The 19,454-nt window shown below is 65.1% G+C and carries 15 protein-coding genes and 1 pseudogene; 2 read left to right on the forward strand and 14 right to left on the reverse strand.

Features of this window, described 5'->3' with window-relative positions; all coding sequences use genetic code 11:
• Positions 1-57: 57 nt before the first annotated feature.
• Entirely contained in the window at positions 58-600 is a 543-nt protein-coding gene (locus E3T50_RS05535) for a GNAT family N-acetyltransferase (RefSeq protein WP_241990778.1), read from the forward strand.
• Between the two features lie 133 nt (positions 601-733).
• Here E3T50_RS05535 and E3T50_RS05540 read toward each other — a convergent pair whose 3' ends face one another.
• The 5 genes from E3T50_RS05540 to E3T50_RS05560 all read right to left on the reverse strand — a co-directional run bounded on the left by E3T50_RS05540 (position 734) and on the right by E3T50_RS05560 (position 5,825).
• Complete coding sequence (locus E3T50_RS05540) at positions 734-1,750, reverse strand: iron-siderophore ABC transporter substrate-binding protein (RefSeq protein ID WP_134550966.1); 1,017 nt, start codon at positions 1,748-1,750, stop codon at positions 734-736.
• A gap of 163 nt (positions 1,751-1,913) precedes the next feature.
• Positions 1,914-2,720, reverse strand: coding sequence for an ABC transporter ATP-binding protein (locus E3T50_RS05545; protein WP_134550967.1), 807 nt, complete (start codon positions 2,718-2,720; stop codon positions 1,914-1,916).
• The gene (locus E3T50_RS05550; RefSeq protein WP_134551045.1) at positions 2,720-3,796 is read right to left on the reverse strand and encodes a FecCD family ABC transporter permease; all 1,077 of its coding nucleotides are present in this window, start codon (positions 3,794-3,796) and stop codon (positions 2,720-2,722) included. Before E3T50_RS05550 ends, E3T50_RS05545 begins: the two co-directional genes overlap by 1 nt.
• Entirely contained in the window at positions 3,796-4,851 is a 1,056-nt protein-coding gene (locus E3T50_RS05555) for a FecCD family ABC transporter permease (protein ID WP_174844736.1), read from the reverse strand. The genes E3T50_RS05550 and E3T50_RS05555 overlap by 1 nt, the downstream gene beginning before the upstream one ends.
• Positions 4,848-5,825 (reverse strand): siderophore-interacting protein, encoded by a 978-nt coding sequence (locus tag E3T50_RS05560; protein WP_134550968.1) that lies wholly within the window; start codon positions 5,823-5,825, stop codon positions 4,848-4,850. The genes E3T50_RS05555 and E3T50_RS05560 overlap by 4 nt, the downstream gene beginning before the upstream one ends.
• 118 nt (positions 5,826-5,943) lie before the next feature.
• Here E3T50_RS05560 and E3T50_RS05565 point away from each other — a divergent pair, with 118 nt between their 5' ends.
• Complete coding sequence (locus tag E3T50_RS05565; protein ID WP_134550969.1) at positions 5,944-7,152, forward strand: MFS transporter; 1,209 nt, start codon at positions 5,944-5,946, stop codon at positions 7,150-7,152.
• A 162-nt stretch (positions 7,153-7,314) separates the two neighbouring features.
• On the opposite strand, the pseudogene E3T50_RS05570 reads toward E3T50_RS05565, so the two are convergent.
• From E3T50_RS05570 to E3T50_RS05610, 9 genes and pseudogenes are all read right to left on the reverse strand, one after another.
• A pseudogene (locus E3T50_RS05570) lies at positions 7,315-9,090 on the reverse strand (alpha-glucosidase).
• A 65-nt stretch (positions 9,091-9,155) separates the two neighbouring features.
• Positions 9,156-11,240 (reverse strand): hypothetical protein, encoded by a 2,085-nt coding sequence (locus E3T50_RS05575; protein WP_174844737.1) that lies wholly within the window; start codon positions 11,238-11,240, stop codon positions 9,156-9,158.
• Between the two features lie 45 nt (positions 11,241-11,285).
• Positions 11,286-12,371, reverse strand: coding sequence for a glycoside hydrolase family 130 protein (locus E3T50_RS05580; RefSeq protein WP_134550970.1), 1,086 nt, complete (start codon positions 12,369-12,371; stop codon positions 11,286-11,288).
• Between the two features lie 7 nt (positions 12,372-12,378).
• Positions 12,379-13,179, reverse strand: a complete 801-nt coding sequence (locus E3T50_RS05585) for a carbohydrate ABC transporter permease (protein ID WP_241990787.1) — start codon at positions 13,177-13,179, stop codon at positions 12,379-12,381.
• A gap of 70 nt (positions 13,180-13,249) precedes the next feature.
• Entirely contained in the window at positions 13,250-14,203 is a 954-nt protein-coding gene (locus E3T50_RS05590; RefSeq protein WP_134550972.1) for a carbohydrate ABC transporter permease, read from the reverse strand.
• 11 nt (positions 14,204-14,214) lie between these two features.
• Positions 14,215-15,522: an extracellular solute-binding protein gene (locus E3T50_RS05595; RefSeq protein WP_134550973.1), complete on the reverse strand. Its 1,308-nt coding sequence runs from the start codon at positions 15,520-15,522 to the stop codon at positions 14,215-14,217.
• Between the two features lie 38 nt (positions 15,523-15,560).
• On the reverse strand, positions 15,561-16,586 hold the full coding sequence (locus E3T50_RS05600; RefSeq protein ID WP_134550974.1) for a LacI family DNA-binding transcriptional regulator: 1,026 nt from the start codon (positions 16,584-16,586) through the stop codon (positions 15,561-15,563).
• 466 nt (positions 16,587-17,052) lie between these two features.
• Complete coding sequence (locus tag E3T50_RS05605) at positions 17,053-18,039, reverse strand: aldo/keto reductase (protein ID WP_134550975.1); 987 nt, start codon at positions 18,037-18,039, stop codon at positions 17,053-17,055.
• A gap of 100 nt (positions 18,040-18,139) precedes the next feature.
• A complete protein-coding gene (locus tag E3T50_RS05610) occupies positions 18,140-19,444 on the reverse strand; it encodes a thymidine phosphorylase (protein WP_134550976.1) in 1,305 nt (434 codons plus the stop codon).
• Positions 19,445-19,454: the final 10 nt, after the last annotated feature.

Consider the following 19,454-nt stretch of genomic DNA (forward strand, 5'->3'; position numbering starts at 1 on the left):
GATATTTTGGGCGAATGATATTTTGACGAGGGGATGCCGCGGATCTATCGTCGAGGGGTGTCTACCGAAACCCCGAACATTTTGTACACCTCGCCAACCGATCCCCTTGCCGCGCCCCTCGTGGCCGAGCTGTCCCGGGAGTATGACGAGCGCTACGGCTCGACCGACAAAATCCTGCCGTCGGTCGAGCTCAGTCGATACCCGGCCAGGCGTTTCCAGCCGATTGACGGCGGTACATTTCTGCTGCTGGTGGAGAACGGCCGCGCGGTCGCCGGCGGCGCGTTCATGCGGTCCGATGACCCTCGCGCTGCTGATGGCAGCTCGGTCGAGATCAAACGGGTGTGGACCCACTCGGCCCACCGCCGGCGCGGGCTCGCCCGCCAAGTGATGGCCGAACTGGAGGCCGAAGCGAAGCGGCGCGGCATCCGTTCGATCGTGCTGACGACGGGAGCGCGCCAGCCGGAGGCTGTGGCGTTGTACCTCGCGCTCGGCTACGAGCCACAGTTTGATCCGGCCGCGAACTGGGAATCGCTCGGCTATCTGGAGTTTCGCAAGCGGCTCGATGCTGTCGTCGACGACCGAGATTCTGACGAGCAGTAGACCGGTCGGCGAAACCGGTCAACCGTGCACGCCGCCGGGTCGGTAGTCGGTAGTCGGTAGTCGGTAGTCGGTGCTGAGGGAAACGGATGCCGCAGCGGGCTGACGCTGCGGCATCCGTTTGCGGAATGCGTTACTACTTGACGGCGGCGGCGAGCAGGGCAACGTAGTCGGCGAGGCCCCAGGATAGCGAGAGTCCGGTGGGCGGGGAGACCGAGCTGATGAACGCCGCTCCGACCGGCGACGCGACCGTACCGGCCTGCACCTGCGGCATGGCCTGGGCGTAACTCGCAGTCAGGAACGCGTCGGACTCTTCCCTGGTGGAACCGAAGTTCACCAGCAGGTCGCTCGAGAGCTGGTCGAGCTGCTCGTAGCTGAGCGTGTAGTAGAAGCTTGCCTCGTCGGTGGCGAGGTCGTCGACGGCGGGGGCGCTGACAAAGCCGAGGTCGAGGGTGAAGTCGACCCGGGGGTCTTCTTTCTTATAGACGTAGAAGGTGCCGGCGCTGTCGCTCGCGAGGGCGATGCTCTTCCCGGCGAATTCGGGGTGGGCGGCGGCCTGGTCGGCGATCTGGCCGTCGATCGACGCGAGCAGACTGTCGGCTTCAGCGTTCTTGCCGAGCGCGGTCCCGGTGATCTCGATGAGGTCACGCCACGGGGTGGCCCAGGCATCTCCGGGGTAGGCGACAACCGGAGCGATCTGACTGAGCAGGTCGTACTCCTGCTCGGTGATGCCGGAGTAGGCGGCAAGAATCACGTCGGGCGTTGCTGCCGCGATGTCTTCGTAGGGCGGCTCATCGGAATCAGGCAGTATGACGGGCATCTCTTCGCCCGCGAGCGCCTCGGTTATCCACGGGAGCACGCCGTCGGCGTCGCCGCCATAGCTCTGGAACGGCATGGCCACTGGAGTCACGCCGAGTGCGAACGCGTCGTCGGCGCTGCCCCAGCCCCATGTGACGACGCGCGTCGGCTGAGCGTCAATCGTGGTTTGGCCGAACGCGTGCTCGATGATGACGGGGAAGCTTTCGGATGCCGCGGTGTCGGGTGCGGGGTCGGCCGCGCCAGCAGTGCAACCGGAGAGGCCCAGGGCGAGAATGCTCGCTGCGGCAGCGAGTGTGACAGTGAAGTGTCGGGACACGAAAAATCTCCAGTTCATCGGGCGGGATCGAGGCGCAAGCACACCCGGATCACATCGGTCATAAGGTTAGCCTAACCTAAGTCAGATCTTGCTGGTGTTGCACCGCACGGGCGTCGACCCAGCTGCCCCCATTGCTGCGGTCGTGCAGGGTGCGGTCTGGGCGCTGCGGTCCAGGGCGGGGTTACGCGGCGGGTACACGCCCGTGGAACCGGCCGATCGGCACGACCATGGGCGCGCCGCAGACCGGGTCGGACACGATCCGTGCCTCGAGATCGAAGGCATGCCGCACGATCTCGGCGGTGAGCGTCTCGGTCGGCGTGCCGTTCGCGACGATTCGCCCGGCACGCATGACGACGAGGTGGTCCGCGTAGCGGGCAGCCAGGTTGAGGTCGTGCAGCACCATCACGACGGTCGTTCCGTGCTCGCGGTTGCGCTCGAGCAGCAGGTCGAGCACCTCGATCTGGTGGGTCACGTCGAGAAACGTGGTCGGTTCGTCGAGCAGCAGAATCTCGGGATCCTGGGCGAGCGCCATGGCGATCCAGACGCGCTGGCGCTGGCCGCCGGAAAGGTCTTCGAGGCGGCGCGCGGCCAGCTGCTGGGTGTTGGTGGCGGCCATGGCCTGGGCAACGATCGCGTCATCCGTGCTTGACCACTGCCGAAACCAGCCCTGGTGCGGGTAGCGGCCGCGGCTGACGAGGTCGGCCACGGTGATGCCCTCGGGTGCGATCGGCTGTTGCGGCAGCAGGCCCACCACGGTCGCGACCTTTTTGCCGGGAAGCGCGGCGATGTTGCGGCCACCCAGGGTGACCTGGCCGGCCTCCGGTTTCAGCAGCCGCGAGAGTCCTTTCAGCACTGTGGACTTGCCCGAGGCGTTGGCACCGACGATGACGGTGATCGCGCCGGGCACCAGGTCGAGGTCGAGGTCGTCAATGATGGGGATGTGGTCGTAACCGAGGCTGAGCCCCTCGGCGCGCAGTCGCGGGGTCATCAGGCGCCCTTTCCGGTTGTGTTGCTGGTTGCGAGCAACCAGAGCAGGTAGGGGGCGCCAATGGCGCCCGTGATGATTCCGGCGGGCAGTTCGAGCTGCCCGGGGAGTAGATGCTGGGCGGTGAAGTCGGCGACAGCAGCAATGAGGGCGCCCACGAGAGCCGCCGGGATCAACGCCAGGCCGCCGGTGCCGAGCACGCGCCGCGCGATCGGAGCCGAGACAAAAGCCACGAAGGCGAGCGGGCCGACCGCAGCGGTGGCCGTTGCAGCGAGGGCGACGGCAATCACGAGCAGCACGAGCCGGGTACGTTCGGTGCCGACGCCAAGGCTGCGCGCGAGGTCGTCGCCGAGTTGCAGGGCGCGCAGGCGTGCGCTCAACACGCCAATAACGGGAATCAGCACAAGCAGCACGACGGCCATGGCGGAGATGTCCTGCCAGCGAGCACCACTCACACTGCCGACCAGCCAGAGCAGGGCTCCCTGAGCGTCATTTCGCGTGGCGCGGGAGAGCAGATAGCCCAGCAGGCCCTGCACCATGAACGCGACCCCTACCCCGATCAACACGAAGCGGTAGCCGACCACGCCGCCGCGCCAGGCCAGCAGGTAGATGACACCGGCGACGATGATGGCCCCGGCGAACGCGGCGACAGAGGTCGCGACGGCTCCGAAGCCGAGGATGAGCATGCCGAAGACCGCGGCGGCGCTCGCTCCCCCGGTGACGCCGATGATGTCGGGGCTCGCGAGCGGATTGCGCAGCACGGTCTGGAACAGCGCGCCGGAGAGTGCAAAGGCCACCCCGACGAGCACGGCGAGGGTCAGTCGGGGTAACCGCAGCGAGAGCACGATGAAGTTCTCGCTCTGACTGCCCTGGCCGGTGAGCGTGCGCAGCAGGTCGGGCACACTGAGCGAATAAGCGCCGACCGCGAGGCTGAGCGCCGCGACTATGACGAGGGCACCGAGCAGCACGAGCACGACGCTTCGGCTGCGTCTGCTCCGCTGAGCGCGCGCTCGGGCCAGCGGTGCGGCATCCGCTGGGCGAACGGATGCCGCTGCCCCGGCGCGCACGGCGCCCCACATCACAGGCCAGCCAGTTTCACGCAGCGCACGAGGGCGATGAGTACCGGCGCCCCGAGGAACGCGACGACGAGACCGGCCTCGATTTCGCCGGGCTGGGCGATGAGGCGGCCGAGCACGTCCGCCGCCACGAGCAGGGTCGGACCGAACAGGGCCGAGAATCCGATGATGAGGCGGTAGTCGGGGCCGGTGATCCAGCGCGCGATGTGTGGCACGGCGAGTCCGACGAACACGATCGGGCCGGCCATCGCGGTAGCCGAGCCGCACAGCAGTACGATCGCGACGGCGCAGACGATGCGGGCGGTCACGAGGTTTTGGCCGAGTCCGCGGGCGAGGTCGTCGCCGAGGGCGAGAGCGTTGAGCATGCGCGCGGCGACGATGCTGAGAATCGCACCGACCAGAATGAACGGGGCGAGCGGCAGGGCCGCGTCGAGGCCGCGCGCCACGAGCGACCCGGCCGCCCAGAACCGGTAGCGGTCGAAGGCCTCCGTGTCGGCGAGCAGCACGATCGTGATCAGCGAGGTGAACGCGGCGGTGAGTGCGGTGCCGGCGAGGGCGAGCTTGACCGGGGTCGCGCCCTCGCGGCCAAGCGAGCCGATCAGATACACGATCGTGGCCGCCACGGCGGCACCCGCGAAGGCGAACCAGACGTAGCCGATCGAGGAAGTGACGCCAAACCAGGCGACACCGGCGACGACGAACAGCGAGGCGCCCGCGTTCACACCGAGCAGGCCGGGGTCGGCGAGCGGATTGCGGGTGACACCCTGCATGAGGGCGCCGGCCAGACCGAGGGCGAGGCCGGCCAGGAGGCCGACGACCGTGCGCGGCACCCGCAGGTCGAGAATGACGGTGTGGTCGGTCAGCCTGCGATCGGGGTTGGTCAGCGCATCGAAAACGGTGCCGAGGGTGATCTCCCGGGTGCCGACCACGAGCGACACCGCAATGCTGAGCCCGAGCAGCACGAGCGCGAGGGCGAAGCCGATGACGACGCGGCGCGGACGCATGCGGGCCGGTGCGGCCGGTTCCAGAATGGCGGACTCCGGGTGAATCTGGATCATTGGCCTTCGGACCGGCCGAGCCGCCAGTAGCCCATGAAGGCCACGCGCGACCGCTCGAGGCCGGTCTCGCTCACCAGAAAGCGTCGCAGCAGTTTGATCATGCACGATTCGCCCGCGAGCCAGGCGTAGAAGCCGGTTCCGGCCGCGTTGCTCGGCGATTCCCAGAGCGGGTCGCATTCCACGTCGATCTCGGCGAGGGGCTGCGGAGCCGTCGCGACCGCCGTGCGCACCAGGGCGGTGTTGCTCTCGGCCCAGCCGCGCACGGCGGCGTACAGGCGTTCCCCGTGCGCGGCGGCGTCGCGGGCCAGCCAGGTGATCTCGCAGCCGGCGGGCAGAACCAGGGGGAGAGCATCCGCTTCGCTGGGCACTTCAATGAACGCGCGTGCGCGGCGACCTGCCGGGAGGCTCTCCAGGATGCTGCAGATGGCGGGGGCCGCGGTCTCGTCGCCGGCCAGCAGCAGGTCGGTCGCGTGGGCCGGACGCCAGTCGAGGCCGATCCCGCGGCCGGGGCTGCGCTCGTCGGGGCCGATGATGACGACGTCGGAGCCGATCGTCGCGGCGAGCAGCCAGCGCGCTGCCGGGCCGAGAGGGGCGTGATCGGGGTGGGTGACGAAATCCACGTCGACTTGGCGCAGTTCGGGGCGCACCGCTCGAATAGTGTAGGTACGAAACGGATTGCGGTCGGCGTCTGGCAGCTCACGCCAGCGGGTGTACCACGTGCCGTCGGCCACGGTGCGCTCATCGTCGGCTCCGATGTCGGTCACTCCACGGCCGGGCAGGGGCAACACGATCTTGATGCGCTGATCGAGGCCCATGGTTCCGAAACTGTTGAACTGTGCACCGAAGAATGTCACCCGGGTGAAGTGGTCGCTCAACGAACGGATGCCCACGACCGTCGCCCGGTATGGACGGTAGGCCGGGCGGTCAGCGACCGCCCGGCCGCCGCCTCCCGTCCCGATCGGTAAGGTAAGCATTACCTAAGTATGGCAGGCCTTCCTGGGAAAGGATGTCCAGCCTGACCCAGTCAGGGGTCCTGCAGGTCGCGTCTTCTCCCCCAGTTTTCTGCCTACCCGACCCTAGACTGAAATCATTGTGAAAAGTTACTGGACCCTCCTGCGCACGCCCGGCGTATCGCGCCTGATCGGCGCACAGCTGACGGCCCGTTTCCCATTCGGAATGCTCTCGCTCGCTTTTCTCATCCACATTGAGCGGATCTTCGATTCCTATGGCGCGGCCGGGCTGGTCCTCGGCGCCATGAGCATCGGCCAGGCCATCGCCGGGCCGCTCACCAGTCGCCTGATGGGCCGACTGGGCATGCGCCCCGTGATCATCGCCACGATGTTCATCTGCGCGGTCTCGATCATCGTCATGGCGCTGGTTCCGCTGTCGATTCCGAGCCTCATGCTCATCGGATTCGTCTCCGGCCTGTCCACGCCGCCGATCCAACCGGCCGTGCGCACCATCTATCCCAAGATCGTCAACTCCCGCCAGCTCAACCCGCTGTTCTCGCTCGACGCTTCGGCCCAGGAGATCATCTGGGTGCTCGGCCCCGTGATCGCGACCTTCGTGGCGCTGCAGGTATCGACGACCGCTGGCATCCTGCTCGCCGCATTCTTTCTGGTCGCCGGCGGCATCTGGTTCGTCTCCCTGCCCGAGGTCGGACGGGTGCGCATCCCGCGCAGTCGCCGCAAGATCGGCGTCGTGCTCAAAAAACCCGAGGTGCTGCTCAGTACCATCGTCGGGTTCACGCTCGTCGCGGCCTGCGCCGCCGTCGAAGCCGGCGTGGTCGCGGTGTTCGGCCACGGCAGCGCTGACGCCGGTTGGGTGCTCGGCATCTTCGCGATCGGCTCCCTCATCGGCGGCCTCGCGCTCGGCCACGCACCGATCGGCCCGTGGGCCCTCGCCGCCCGCATGCTCATCGTCACCATCGGGCTGGCCTTGGCGAGCCTGTGGCTCACATTCTGGTGGCTGTCCCTGGCGTTGCTCGTGGCGGGGGTCGGTATCGCCCCCGCCTTCGCGGTCTTGTTCGGCATCGTCTCGGCGAGCGTGAAGTTCAGCGACACCGCCGAGGCCTACGGCTGGGTGGGCACCGGCCAGCTGATCGGCGCCGCCATGGGCTCTGCCATTGCCGGGTTCTCGATCGACCAATCCGGACCGGTCTCGGCGATCTATGTCGCCGCGGGCTTCGCCGCCCTCGGCTGCATCATTCCCGCGCTCGGACGCCGCTGGCACCCCGATCTCCGTGGCCGGGACATCAGCCCCATCCCCGACACCGAACCCATCCAAGTGCAGGTTTCCTAGCCTCTCCCCGACACCGAACCCATCCAAGTCTGGGTCTCCCCGCCTGCTCCCTTCAGGTTCCTCTCTTCTTCATTGCGCCGTAGTGTGAATTTGGAGTCTGTTTTGGGCGGCGGCAAATTCGTCCAAAATCACAGATCGCTGCCGGGGCGGCCGGGAGAGAGATCAGCGGAGGCAACGGGTCAGTACCCGGGCCTGCCACGGCGCGAGCACCAGGTTGTCGATCCCCTCGTTTGCTGGGTAGTTATCGATCAGTGTCGGCGCCGTGCGCCAAGCGTCAGCCTCTGGCAACTCGATGTCGGATAGCTCACCAACCTCCAGGTGTCCATTGCCAAAGTTGGCCAACACGAGCAGCTGGCGATTCTTCAGCGTGCGGGTATAAGCCACGAGCGTCCGATGCTCTGGGTACAGCAGTTCGAACGTCCCACGTGAGATCACCGGATCGGTATGGCGCAAAGCGATGAGGGTACGGTAGAACTCAAAGATTGATCCGGCCCGGCCGTGCTGCGACTGGGCATTGATGGTCGGGTAATTCGGGTTCACGGCGATCCAGGGCGATCCTGCCGTGAAGCCAGCCTGCGGCTCGTCGCTCCACTGGATTGGAGTTCTCGCATTGTCCCGGCTGATGTGCCGGATGCTATGGAGTACGTTCTCCGGTTACCCGCCCAACTCTTCGATTGCCTCGGCGAAGTAGTTGAGCGACTCGATGTCACGAAAGTCTGATATTCCGCCGAACGGAACGTTGGTCATCCCGAGCTCTTCGCCCTGGTAGACGTAGGGCGTGCCGCGCTGAAAGTGCAAGACCGTCGCGAGCATGGTTGCCGACTCGGCCCAGTACAGACGATCATCGCCGAATCTGCTCACCGCACGGGGCTGATCGTGGTTGTTCCAATAGAGACTGTTCCACCCGACCTTAGCCAGGCCCTCCTGCCATCTGGCGAAAGACGCTTTGAGTTCACGCACGTCGAGGGGGCGGGGATCCCATTTCCCGGAGGGGCCGTTATCGAGGCTGACATGCTCGAACTGAAATACCATGTCGAGTTCGCGCCGAGCGGGGTCGGTAAATCGGCGTGCCTGTTCGACGGTCACACCCGGCATCTCACCAACGGTGAGAAACCGACCAACCCGGCCGGCGAAGACACGCTCGTGCATCTCATGCAGAAATTCGTGGATGCGCGGGCCGTAGCCGTAGTGCGGGAAACCGTCTCCGTAGTGCTTATCGGGCGCGATGACCCCGTCGGGAAGCGCCGGATCCTTTGAGATGAGATTGATTACGTCCATGCGGAAACCGTCGACCCCCCGATCGAGCCACCACCGCATCATCTCGTACACGGCCTCGCGCACGTCGGCATTTTCCCAGTTGAGGTCCGGCTGCTTGCGGGAGAACAGGTGCAGATAGTATTCGCCGGAAGCCTCGTCCAATTCCCAGGTCGAACCCGAGAAGAATGAACCCCAGTTGGTCGGCTCCGCACCCGGTTCTCCCCCAATGCCCCCCGTGCGCGCCGGCCGCCACCAGTACCAGTCGCGTTTGGGGTTATCGCGGCTCGAGGCAGATTCCACGAACCACGGATGCTCGTCCGATGTGTGATTGACGACAAGATCCATGAGCAGCGTCATGCCGCGCCGATGAACCTCGGCCACAAGCAGATCGAAGTCTTCGAGCGTACCGAAGACCGGGTCGATGGCACGATAATCGCTGATGTCGTAGCCGTTGTCGTCGTGCGGCGATGCGTAGATCGGGGAGAGCCAGATGATGTCGACACCGAGGATCTCCAAGTGATCGAGACGCGCGATGATGCCGCGTAGATCCCCGATCCCGTCTCCGTTCGAATCCGCGAAGCTTCGGGGGTAGATCTGGTACACGACGGACGATTGACACCACGCGGTGTCGTCAGGAGTGTCGTCGGAATCAGTTTCTCCGGCGCCGAAAACGTCCGGCATACTGTCGTTCATGAGGCTCCGATCGGGGCAGGGTAACGAGGGAGGCCGCCCCGGCGGGGCAGAAGCTAATTCTGGACCAGCGTCACAAGTGTGAATCCGCCTGCGGCAACGGATACCCGGCCCGAGTGGTCCGCCCCGTTGCTGTTCTGACCTGCGACCAGGAGCTGACCGTTAGCGTCGAACGCCTGCTGTTGCAGCATGTAGCCTCGCGGCACTCCGCTCTTCCAGACGGTGGTTTCGTTGGCCGCACTCACATACAGGGTGGAGTCCCCACCAGATCCGGTGACGGCGACGGACGAGATCAACGGCTGGATGAGTAGTGCGTCGATGGAGGCCGTTCCAGCGCTGTGGCCGACGACGGAGGTGGCACCGGCGGGCAGGGTGCGTTCCAGCGAGAACGGGAAGATCCTCCCCGGTGCGTCCGTGATGCCTTGGGCACCGGCACCGCCGTTGGGCGTGCTGCCCAGATCGATGCTCTTCCCGGCAGTCCATGCCGTGCTCCCGGCCGGTTCAACCGACTGGTTCACGATCGGGTAGATGGTCCGTGCCTGGTCGGCGGCCGGCACCGGAATCGATAGTGCGTCCCCGGCATCCAGCCGCACGTAGGCACCGCCTGACCAGTTGGACTCCCCGGTCCACGCCGAAGCGGGCGTGACGACGGATCCGCTGTTGGTGATGGTGCCGGATTCCGCTTCGATGACGCTCAGGCCGTTGGCGGAGACGGTCTCGTTGATCCCCAGCGACTTGGCCTTGAGAACCGGATTCGCGTCGAGGACCAGCATGGAGAGCAGCGCATGGATTGTGGACTCAGCGCCGGAATTCGGGTTGACCCGGCCATCCCGTGCGATCCCGTCGATGGCCGTTCCGGTGGCGGGGTTGTAGGTCGGGGCGCCGCTGCGGTTGGCTCCGAAGTACCAGCTTGCCGCGATGGCGGCGATGTCCAGCAGTCCAGGGGCGTTGGCGGCATGAGCGGTGGCGACCAGACTTTGCACTCGTGAGTCGACCCCGTAGGCAATCTGCGATTCACCGGGCGTCGGTGTCCAGGCATTGTCCGCTCCACCGGCTGCCAGAAGCTGTGGGGTGAACTGCGCGGCATCCTTGATAGCCGCCGTCAGCAGGTCAGGCCGGTCCAGCACGTCGGCGGCCGTGGCGACGGCGGCCGGAGCCATTCCGCCCCAGGCGTGCCAGAGCGTCTGTGACTTGTTCCACGGGAGGATGGCACCGAACGGCCACTGATTCACCGATCCGGACGACATCGCGGCGATGCCCTCGGTCAGCTGAGTCAGTGCAGTGGTGGCGATGGCGTCGGTCGGTTCTGCGCTGGCATATGCGACAAGTCCGAGCACGGCCTCGGCCGAGGCATCCGCCCCACCCGCGATCAACCAGGCCGGGACCTCCACGCCGTCGGCCACGTCATAGCTGCCGTATTCGGCCAGCGATTGCTCGTTCAGGGAGCCGAGCGCCAGGTGCAGGCGGTCTTGCAGGAACGCGGCGAACTCCGGGTCGGCCGACTTGAACGCTGCGTATCCCTCTCCCAGTGCCCACACGGTGCGCGCCAGCCAGTAAGATTCGGACGAGTCGCTCGGGTCCGGCAGCTCGACGGGTGACGCACTGGGCGTCAGGCTGCCATCCGTCTGCTGCCAGAGCACCACGTTGCCGGCGTTGGGGCCGGTCGTGGTCTGTAGGAAGGTGAGCGAGCGAAGAGTCTGGAATGCGTGCTCCCGGCTGGTCTCATCACCGGTCTGTTGCCAGTGCCGCAGGTAGACAACGGCGGTGCGGGCGATATCGTCAGCGTTAAAGGCGCCTTGGCTCCAGTAGCCGGTCACCGCATCCAGGGACCCGCCGCCGACGCGCGTGTACCTGCCATCGCCGTTGCTGTTGTCCGCATAGGTCCATGGAGCCAGGACCTTCGGATTCTCTTCCAGCCGATAGGTGGTGTGCCCCTCGACCGCCGTGAGCGGCACGGTGTCGAGCAGAAAGTTTAGGTGGGCCAGATTAGTCAAGGACGCCATCGACGCTGGCGTGCCGTGGACGAGCGCTGACGCGGGTGCCGCGGCCGCGGCACCCGCACCCGCCAGGAGCATCGATAGCGCGGCGGCGAGGGCCACAGGCTTGGATATCAGTCTTCTGCGAACATCGTCGAAGGTCATATGTCTCTCCTGGTCGGGTCAATGGTGGGGTCAGATTAATGAGACCTAGACCCGGTCGAGTTTGGCGACACCGATCTTGGAATCGGCCATGCCGTAGAACACGAACAACTGGCCATCGATCTTTTCGATCGCCGTCGGAAACACCACGTTCGGCACGATGCCGGAAATTTCGTCCTCGGTTTCGGGCGTCAGCAGCGGCTTGTCAGTGCGGGCGATCACTATAGAAGGATCATCGGCGTCGAGAATCATGGCGCCTGCGGCGTAGTTGACCTTCTGCTGATGATCGAACGCCGACTTCTCCAGCGCCCCGGCGACACCGTGGTGGATGAGCAGCCAGCCCTCGTCGACCCGGATTGGCGCCGGTCCACCGCCGATCTTGAGCGCCTCGAACGGATACTCGCTCAGGGCGACGAGCTTGTGCTTGCCCATGTGCACCAGGTTGCGGATGTCCGCCTGCACGTCGGTCACGGCGACGTAGGAGATCCAGATGCCAGGGCGGTTGTCGGTCAGACCGGCGGGCAAATGCTCACCCTCGCCCTCACGGATCCAGCCCAGGTCCCACATGGGCCGGTGCAGCATCGCGTAGGAGGGGACGCCGTCTGGGTCGTTTACCGGCTCAGGGAAGAAAACCGCGTCCTTGTTCGGGAACAGGTTCAGGTCTAGGGATAGCTCGGCTTTGTACTCGAACAGACACGGGCCGAGGCGTTCCCAAGTGCGCAGGTTCTCGGAGTGGGCGAAGGCCAGGCGCGGCCCCATCGGCCCGTACGCCACGTACGTCATAAGGTGTCTGCCGAGGGACGGCACCCAGGTGACGCGCGGGTCTTCGGTACCGGCATTATTCCGGCCGCGTTCCCAGCCCTCGTCAGGGGCGAGTACGGTACCTTCGCGCTCGACGCCGGAGGGCACGCCGTCGTCACCGATGATGATCCTGGCGATCCCTACCCGGGAGACGTTTCCCTTGGCCACCAGCCGTGGCAGGAGGTAGAGCACGCCGTCGGGGCCACGGCCGCTGGCCGGGTTTAGCACGCCCTCGGCCTCGAGGTCGTTGCCCTCTTCCGGCGTCATGATGACGCCGGCGCGGGTGAGTGTGAACGGAACGGTTGGCAATGCAGATGTTGCTGCGGAGTTCATGTGTCAGTTAGCCCTTTACGCTGGATCCGAGATTGTTGGAAATGAATTGACGCTGGAAGAAAATGAACAACGCGATGGCAGGTGCTGCGAGCACACAGGCACCGGCCAGGATGGCCCCGAACGGGTTGGAGGCTGTCGCCGCGATGTTGGAGATGTAGTTGGCCAGTGAGACGGCCAGCGGCTGAAGGGCCGCGTCTTTCGTGATCAGGAATGGCCATAAGAACTCGTTCCAGGGGCCGATGAAAGTCAGCAGGATGGCCGTGACGATAGCGGGGCGCACCAGTGGGATGGCGATCTGCCACAGAATCCGAAGCTCGCTGGCGCCATCGATCCGGGCCGCCTCGAACAGGCTCGCGGGCAGCTGCAGGAAGTACTGCCGGAATACGAATACCGCGGTGGAGTTGATGGCGAACGGCAGGATCATGCCGAGGTAGCTGTCGGCGAGACCGTAGTCGCGCGCGATCATCACATACAGCGGGATGAGTAGCAGCTGGAACGGGATCATCTGTACTAGCAGCATCATGCCGAACACCACACCGCGGCCCCGGAACTGCATCTGCGCCAGAGCATAGCCCACCAGAAGGCCGAACACCACGGTGCACAGGATGACGCCGCCGGTGAAAATGCCCGAGTTCATCAAGCCGATTAGCAGGCTTATCCGGTCGTTGATCTCGGTGTAGTTTTCCAAACTGAGATTGGCCGGATTGGGGAAGGCGCCGGCCACCGACGTGTCTGGTGAGGCCTGCAGCGAGCCGATGAGCATGTAGTAGAACGGGAAGAGGAACACGAAGGCGCCGACGGCGAGCATCAGAAAACTGCCAACTGTCAGGTTCCGGCGTTTCTCAGTTTTTTCTTGGTGAGGCTTAAACCGTGCCATTTCAGTCCTCCTTCCCGCCGACAAGGCGTTTCTGAATCAAAGCGACCAGCAGCACACCGAGTACCAGCACGACGCCCAGCGCGGCCGCAACATCCGGGTTTCCCTGCAGGATCCCCTTTTGGTACATCAGGAATACCGGAGAGCTAGATGCACCGTCCGGCCCGCCGCCTCCGGTGAGTAGGTAGGGTTCCGTGAACAGATTGGCACCGGTAATGGTGGCGAGGAGGGTGACCAGCACGCTGGCCGAGCGCACGCCGGGGACGGTGATGTTCCAGAATTGCGCCCATTTGTTTGCGCCGTCTACCGAGGCAGATTCGTAGAGTTCTTCCGGGATGTTCTGCAGCGCGGCCAGATAGAGCAGGATGAAGAATCCCAGCTGTTTCCAGGTCACATACAGCGCTACGGTGGGCATCGCCAGCCAGGAGCTAACCAACCAAGATGGGTCGGGGGCCAACGGACCGAGCAGGACGTTGACCAGACCGTTCTCCTGGAAGAGGAACAGCCACACGCCAACGACGGCGACACTGGCCGTGATGTAGGGCACGAAGTAGCTCACACGAAAGAACGTCCGCAGCCTCGTCACCCGGTTGAGGGCGTTGGCCAGGATCAGCGACAGGCCCACCGTGAGCGGAACGTTGATGACCAGAAAAATCAGAATGTTGAGGAAAGAGCGTTGCACGGCGGGGTCGGACAAGATCGTGACGTAGTTGTCCAACCCGACGAACGGCCGGTCGACCTGCACCCCGGGGGCGGTGAAGAAGTAATCGTGGAACGAGATGTAAACGGCATAGCCGAGCGGGAACGCCAGGACCCCCAGAACGTACACCACGTACGGCGCGCTGAACAGAAGCCCTAGCGGCTGACGGCCCAAGGGAGACGTTTTCTTCCTGGGGCGCGTCAGCTGCCGGTTTGCCGTTACCCCGACCGGGCTGTCTTGGACGGTGCGGAGTGACATGGGAATCGCCGTTAGTTCTGCGCTACGAGCTGATCAATTTTTTCGGCTGCATCCTGAAAGGCCTCGTCAATGCTTTGGTTTTCGAAGACCACGGATGCTGCGTAGGCCGTGCGGAAAGTCTGCCAGACCTCGACCGAGTTGGAAACGTTGGGAACCTCAACGGTGCGAGCAGCCTGGTCGGCGAACTGCTCATACGCCGGGTTCGCGGCGAAGTAGTCGGCGTAGGTGCTGGTCAGGTCTTCGCGCATCGGCATCTGTCCGGTGAGGGCCAGAAGGCTTCCGTCCTGCTCCTCGCTCGTGGCGAACTTCAGCACCTCCCAGGCCGTTCCCTGGTTCTCGCAGGCGGAATACAGGCCAATGTTCTTGGCGTCTGAGAAGGTATAGCCGTCATCCTGCGCCTCAGCGCCAGGGATCGCGACGGCGCCCCAGTTGACCGCGTCCTTGTAAGCATTGATGGCCCACGGACCGGCCAGCGACATGGCCGACTTGCCCTCAGCAAAGGAGTCGCCTTGGTACACCTCTTTGGAAGCTAGGTTCTCCTGGTAGAGGGTCTCGAACATTGTGGCCACCTGCTTGCCCGCGTCGCTGTCGAAGGTGGCCTTGCCGTCCTCAACCAGCGAGGCACCATTGGAGTTGGCCGCATAGAACGGGTAGAAGTCGAACCACGATTGGAAGAAGTCACTGGCCGGGGAAGGCCAGATGGCGTTCTGTACGGCGCCGGATTCCACCAGTGCCCGTGCGGTGTCGAGGAATTCCGCCTGCGTGGCCAGCTTCGGGTTCTCGGCGTCCAGGCCGGCCGCGGTGAAGATGTCCTTGTTATAGAACAGCACTACCGGGTTCGACTTCCACGGCATCTGGTAGGTCTTGCCGTCGCTGGACTGATACTGGTCGGTCAGGTCCCCGGTGCGCTCCGCGAGGTAGTCGGCACCATCCGGGAAGGAATCCAATGCCACCAGACCGCCCTGCTTCTGGAACTGAGGCACGGCCACCGGGGCGGTATTGAAGACCAGGCAAGGGGCGTTGCCAGCGGTGATGGCAGCGCCGATGACTTCTTCGCTGCTCTTACCGGCCGGGATTTGCTGGCCGGTGACCTGTTCGTCCGGGTTGGCGTTGTTCCAGTCGGCCACCATTTTCTCGGCCCACTGGACTTCGAACTCGTTGTTGGAGTACCAGACCTTAATCGGGCCAGTCGCGGTGAGTGCTCCGCTCGCGTCCTTGCTATCACTCCCCCCGCTACTGCAGGCTGCCAAGACCATACTCCCCGCCACGGCGACGGCCGACATGGTGAGTCGTCGAGCAGTGGTTTTTATGTGCTTCATTGCGTCTCCTCGGAAAGTGACTGTGTTGGTGCAGGTCGTTAGGTTGTGCTGAATCTGACCGGTCCGGTGGAGCCTCGGACCAGAAGCCTTGGCGGGGGAAGAACGATATCCTGCCCGTCGTGGGTGCCAGCGAGCTGGTCAAGCAGAACCGCCGCGGCCAACCGGCCCCACCTGAGCGGATCGGACGAGATCGTGGTCAGCGGTGGATTGAGATACTGGGCAAATTCGGCATTATCGAAGCCGGTAATGGATAAGTCACCTGGCACGGTGAATCCGTGGGTGAGGGCGAACGACTGCCCGGCGGTGGCCATGAGGTCGTTGGCGTAGACGATAGCGGTGGGTCGATCGGGCCGGCGCAGCAAGGCTTCGGTAGCGGTGACTCCCCCAGACGCGGTGAAGTCGGCGTCGGCGAAGAGGTCAGCCGGCAACCCGGCCGCGGAAAGTGCCCTTTCCCACGCCAGACGGCGGCTGCGGCCGTGAACGTAGGCCTGCGCTCCGCCGACATGAGCAATGCGGGTGTGGCCCAGGCCAATGAGATGGTCGACGGCGGCCGTGATTCCGTCCGTGTCATCCGTGCGCAGGGCAGTAAACGGGGAGGGTGTATCCGAACGCTCCAGCGTGACTGCGGGAAGCTTGAGTTCTCGCAGGAGAGCAATCCTGGAATCGTCGTTCCGCATGTCGGTGAGGATTACGCCATCCACCCGTCCACCCTCGACGAGCTTGCGGTAGCTACGCTCTTCCGCGTCGGGATCGGTGGCTATGGTGAGGACCAAAGCGTACTCGTGCTCCGAAAGGGTGGATTCGATACCGGCAATGAAGGCCGGGAAAAACGGGTCTGTACCCAGCAGCTTCAGATCACGAGCGACGACGAGCCCCAACGCATAGGCCTTGGATGAAGAGAACCCCTTGGCGCGCAGGCTCGGCTTCCAACCGAGTTGTTTCGCCGCCTCCACGATGCGCTGGCGGGTCACGTCACTGACGCCCGGTCGGCCGTTGAGCGCGTACGAGACGGCACCCTTGCTCACGCCGGCCGCACGAGCGACGTCGCTGATCGTGACCGCCATGCGCCTGCCTCCTTACAACGACGGGCCAGCGATTTCCATTGCTGAACCGGTTCAGTAAATCCAACTCAACCGGTTAAGTCAGGAACTGTCAAGTGCCTGCGGTCAATCCGGAATTGTAACTTTCAAAACAAATTTTCTTCCCCCGTGCGCACAATCGGATGGCTGCCGTAGCCGGAAAGCGCGCTGCCTGAGGACGAAGACCTCGACTGATCAGGCGCTTTCGGATGCACGATGGGGGGCTGGCCCGAGCGGGTCCACAATATCCCTCCGGAGTTTGCAGCGTGCGGATACCTTGGTAAGTGAAGCGTCCACGTATGACATTTGCTCAGAATCGGCACTAGTGGGGTCGTTGGTCAGGTGTGCCTCAGGCAGCGGCAGCGCGTGCCGACGCCGAGGACGTCGGCGAGGCTGGCCGCTACCGGGCGGGTGACACCTGGCCCGAGGCCGCCCGGTGCGGGCCCCTGCCTCACCAGCGCGGGTGGATCTGCTTTCGCAGGAGCCGATCGTAGATGTCCTGCACGGCCTCGTTGAACGCGACGCTCAGCGGCTCGGCTACGCCCGCAGCGGCATTTGCCTGTGCCTGCGCGACCGAGCGGGCTCCCGGAATCACGGCGCTCACACCGTCGATCTGGGCGACCCAGGCCAAGGCGGCCTGCGCCGGGGTGAGGCCGGCCGGAACCAGGGCCGCGAACTCGGTGGCGGCCTGCAGACCGACCTCGAAGTCGACGCCGGAGAAGGTCTCACCGACGTCGAAATGGCTGCCGTCTCGGTTGTAATTGCGGTGGTCGCTGTCGGCGAACACGGTCTCGCGGGAATATTTGCCGGTGAGCAGCCCGCTGGCCAGCGGAACCCGGGCGATGATGCCGACCCCGGCAGCGCGCGCGGCGGGCAGCACCTCATCGAGCGGCTTGAGCCGAAAAGCGTTCAGGATGATCTGCACCGTTGCGACGCCCGGGTGGCTGATCGCAGCGAGGGCCTGGTCGCAGGTCTCCACGCTCACACCATAGTTCTTGATGACGCCCTCGTCGACGAGGGTGTCGAGAGCGTCGTACACCTCGTCGGACTCAAAGACCGCGCTCGGCGGGCAGTGCAGTTGCACGAGGTCGAGGGTATCCATGCCGAGGTTGGTTCGCGACCGGTCGGTCCACTCGCGAAAATTGGCGAGCACGAAATTCTCCGGCAGCTGTTCGGCCCGGCGACCCATTTTGGTGGCGACGATGATTTCAGCACCTGAGGCGTCGTTCGCAAGAAAATGCCCGATCAGACGCTCGCTGCGGCCGTCACCGTAGACATCCGCTGTGTCGAAGATGGTGATTCCGGCTTCGACGGATGCCGCGAGTACAGCGGCCCCATCGGCGTCGGTCACGGCGCCCCAATCGCCCCCAAGCTGCCAGGTTCCCAACCCGATCACGGAAACAGTGTGGCCGGTTCGTCCAAGAGTGCGTGTTTGCATGTACCCAGCTTAGGCATCGGGTGTGCTTCGCCGACGCAACGGTGCGCCACGGCCCTGACGCGCCGCTTTGCAGAGGCGACCGCCGGCGATCGTGCCGCCGCTAGCGGCTCCCGATGCGTTCCGCGATCAGCGGACCGCCATCCTGCACGCGCTCCCCCGGGTCACCGATGCGCCAGGCTCCCTCGACGGCGGCAAGCGCCCGTGCGAACCGCTCGGGCTCATCGGCGCTGAGCGTAAACAGCGGCTGACCCTTGACGACGGTGTCGCCCGGCTTGGCGTGCAGGTCGATTCCGGCGGCATGCTGCACGGGATCCTGCTTGCGCGCCCGCCCCGCACCGAGCCGCCAGGCGCCGACGCCGAACGGCAGGGCCTGCTGTTCGACCAGCACGCCGCTCCGCTCGGCGAGCACGACGTGAGTCTCACGCGCGACCGGCAACGCGGCATCCGGGTCGCCGCCCTGCGCCCGAATCACGGCACGCCATTTGTCCATCGCTCGGCCATCCGTGAGGGCCGCCGCGACATCGACATCGGTGATCCCGGCCAGGGACAGCATCTCCGCCGCCAGGGCGACGGTGAGCTCCACCACGTCGGCCGGGCCGCCGCCGGCGAGTACCTCGACCGACTCGCGCACCTCGTTGGCGTTCCCGATCGCACGTCCCAGCGGCACGTTCATGTTGGTCAGCAAAGCGGATGTCGCCACCCCGGCATCTTCGCCGAGCTCCACCATCGTGCGTGCCAACTCCCGCGACCGCTCGATGTCTTTCAGGAAGGCGCCGGAGCCGTACTTGACGTCGAGCACGAGTGCGCTGGTGCCCTCGGCGATCTTCTTCGACATGATGGACGACGCGATCAGCGGAATCGACTCGACCGTGCCGGTGATGTCACGCAGGGCGTAGAGCTTGCCGTCGGCCGGGGCCAGGCCGCTGCCGGCCGCGCAGACCACCCCGCCGATCTCCTGCAACTGCTTGAGCATCTCGGCGTTGGTGAGGTTGGCACGCCAGCCCGGGATCGACTCGAGCTTGTCGAGGGTACCTCCGGTGTGGCCGAGGCCGCGGCCGGAGAGCTGCGGCACGGCCGCCCCGAACACCGCGACGAGCGGCATCAGCGGCAGGGTGATCTTGTCGCCGACACCGCCGGTGGAGTGCTTGTCGGTGGTCGGCTTGCCGAGGCCGGCAAAGCTCATCCGCTCGCCGCTCGCGAGCATGGCCATGGTGAGGGCGCGAATCTCGTGACGGTTCATGCCGTTCAGAAAGATTGCCATGGTCATAGCGGCCATCTGCTCGTCGCCGACATAGCCGCGCGTGTATGCGTCGATCAGCCAGTTGATCTGCGGCTCGCTGAGTTCGCCGCGATCGCGCTTGGTGTGAATGAGGTCGACGGCGTCAAACGCTTCGATGGCGGTCATGTGAGACTCC

Source organism: Cryobacterium gelidum (genome assembly GCF_004403985.1).
Taxonomy (GTDB): domain Bacteria; phylum Actinomycetota; class Actinomycetes; order Actinomycetales; family Microbacteriaceae; genus Cryobacterium; species Cryobacterium gelidum.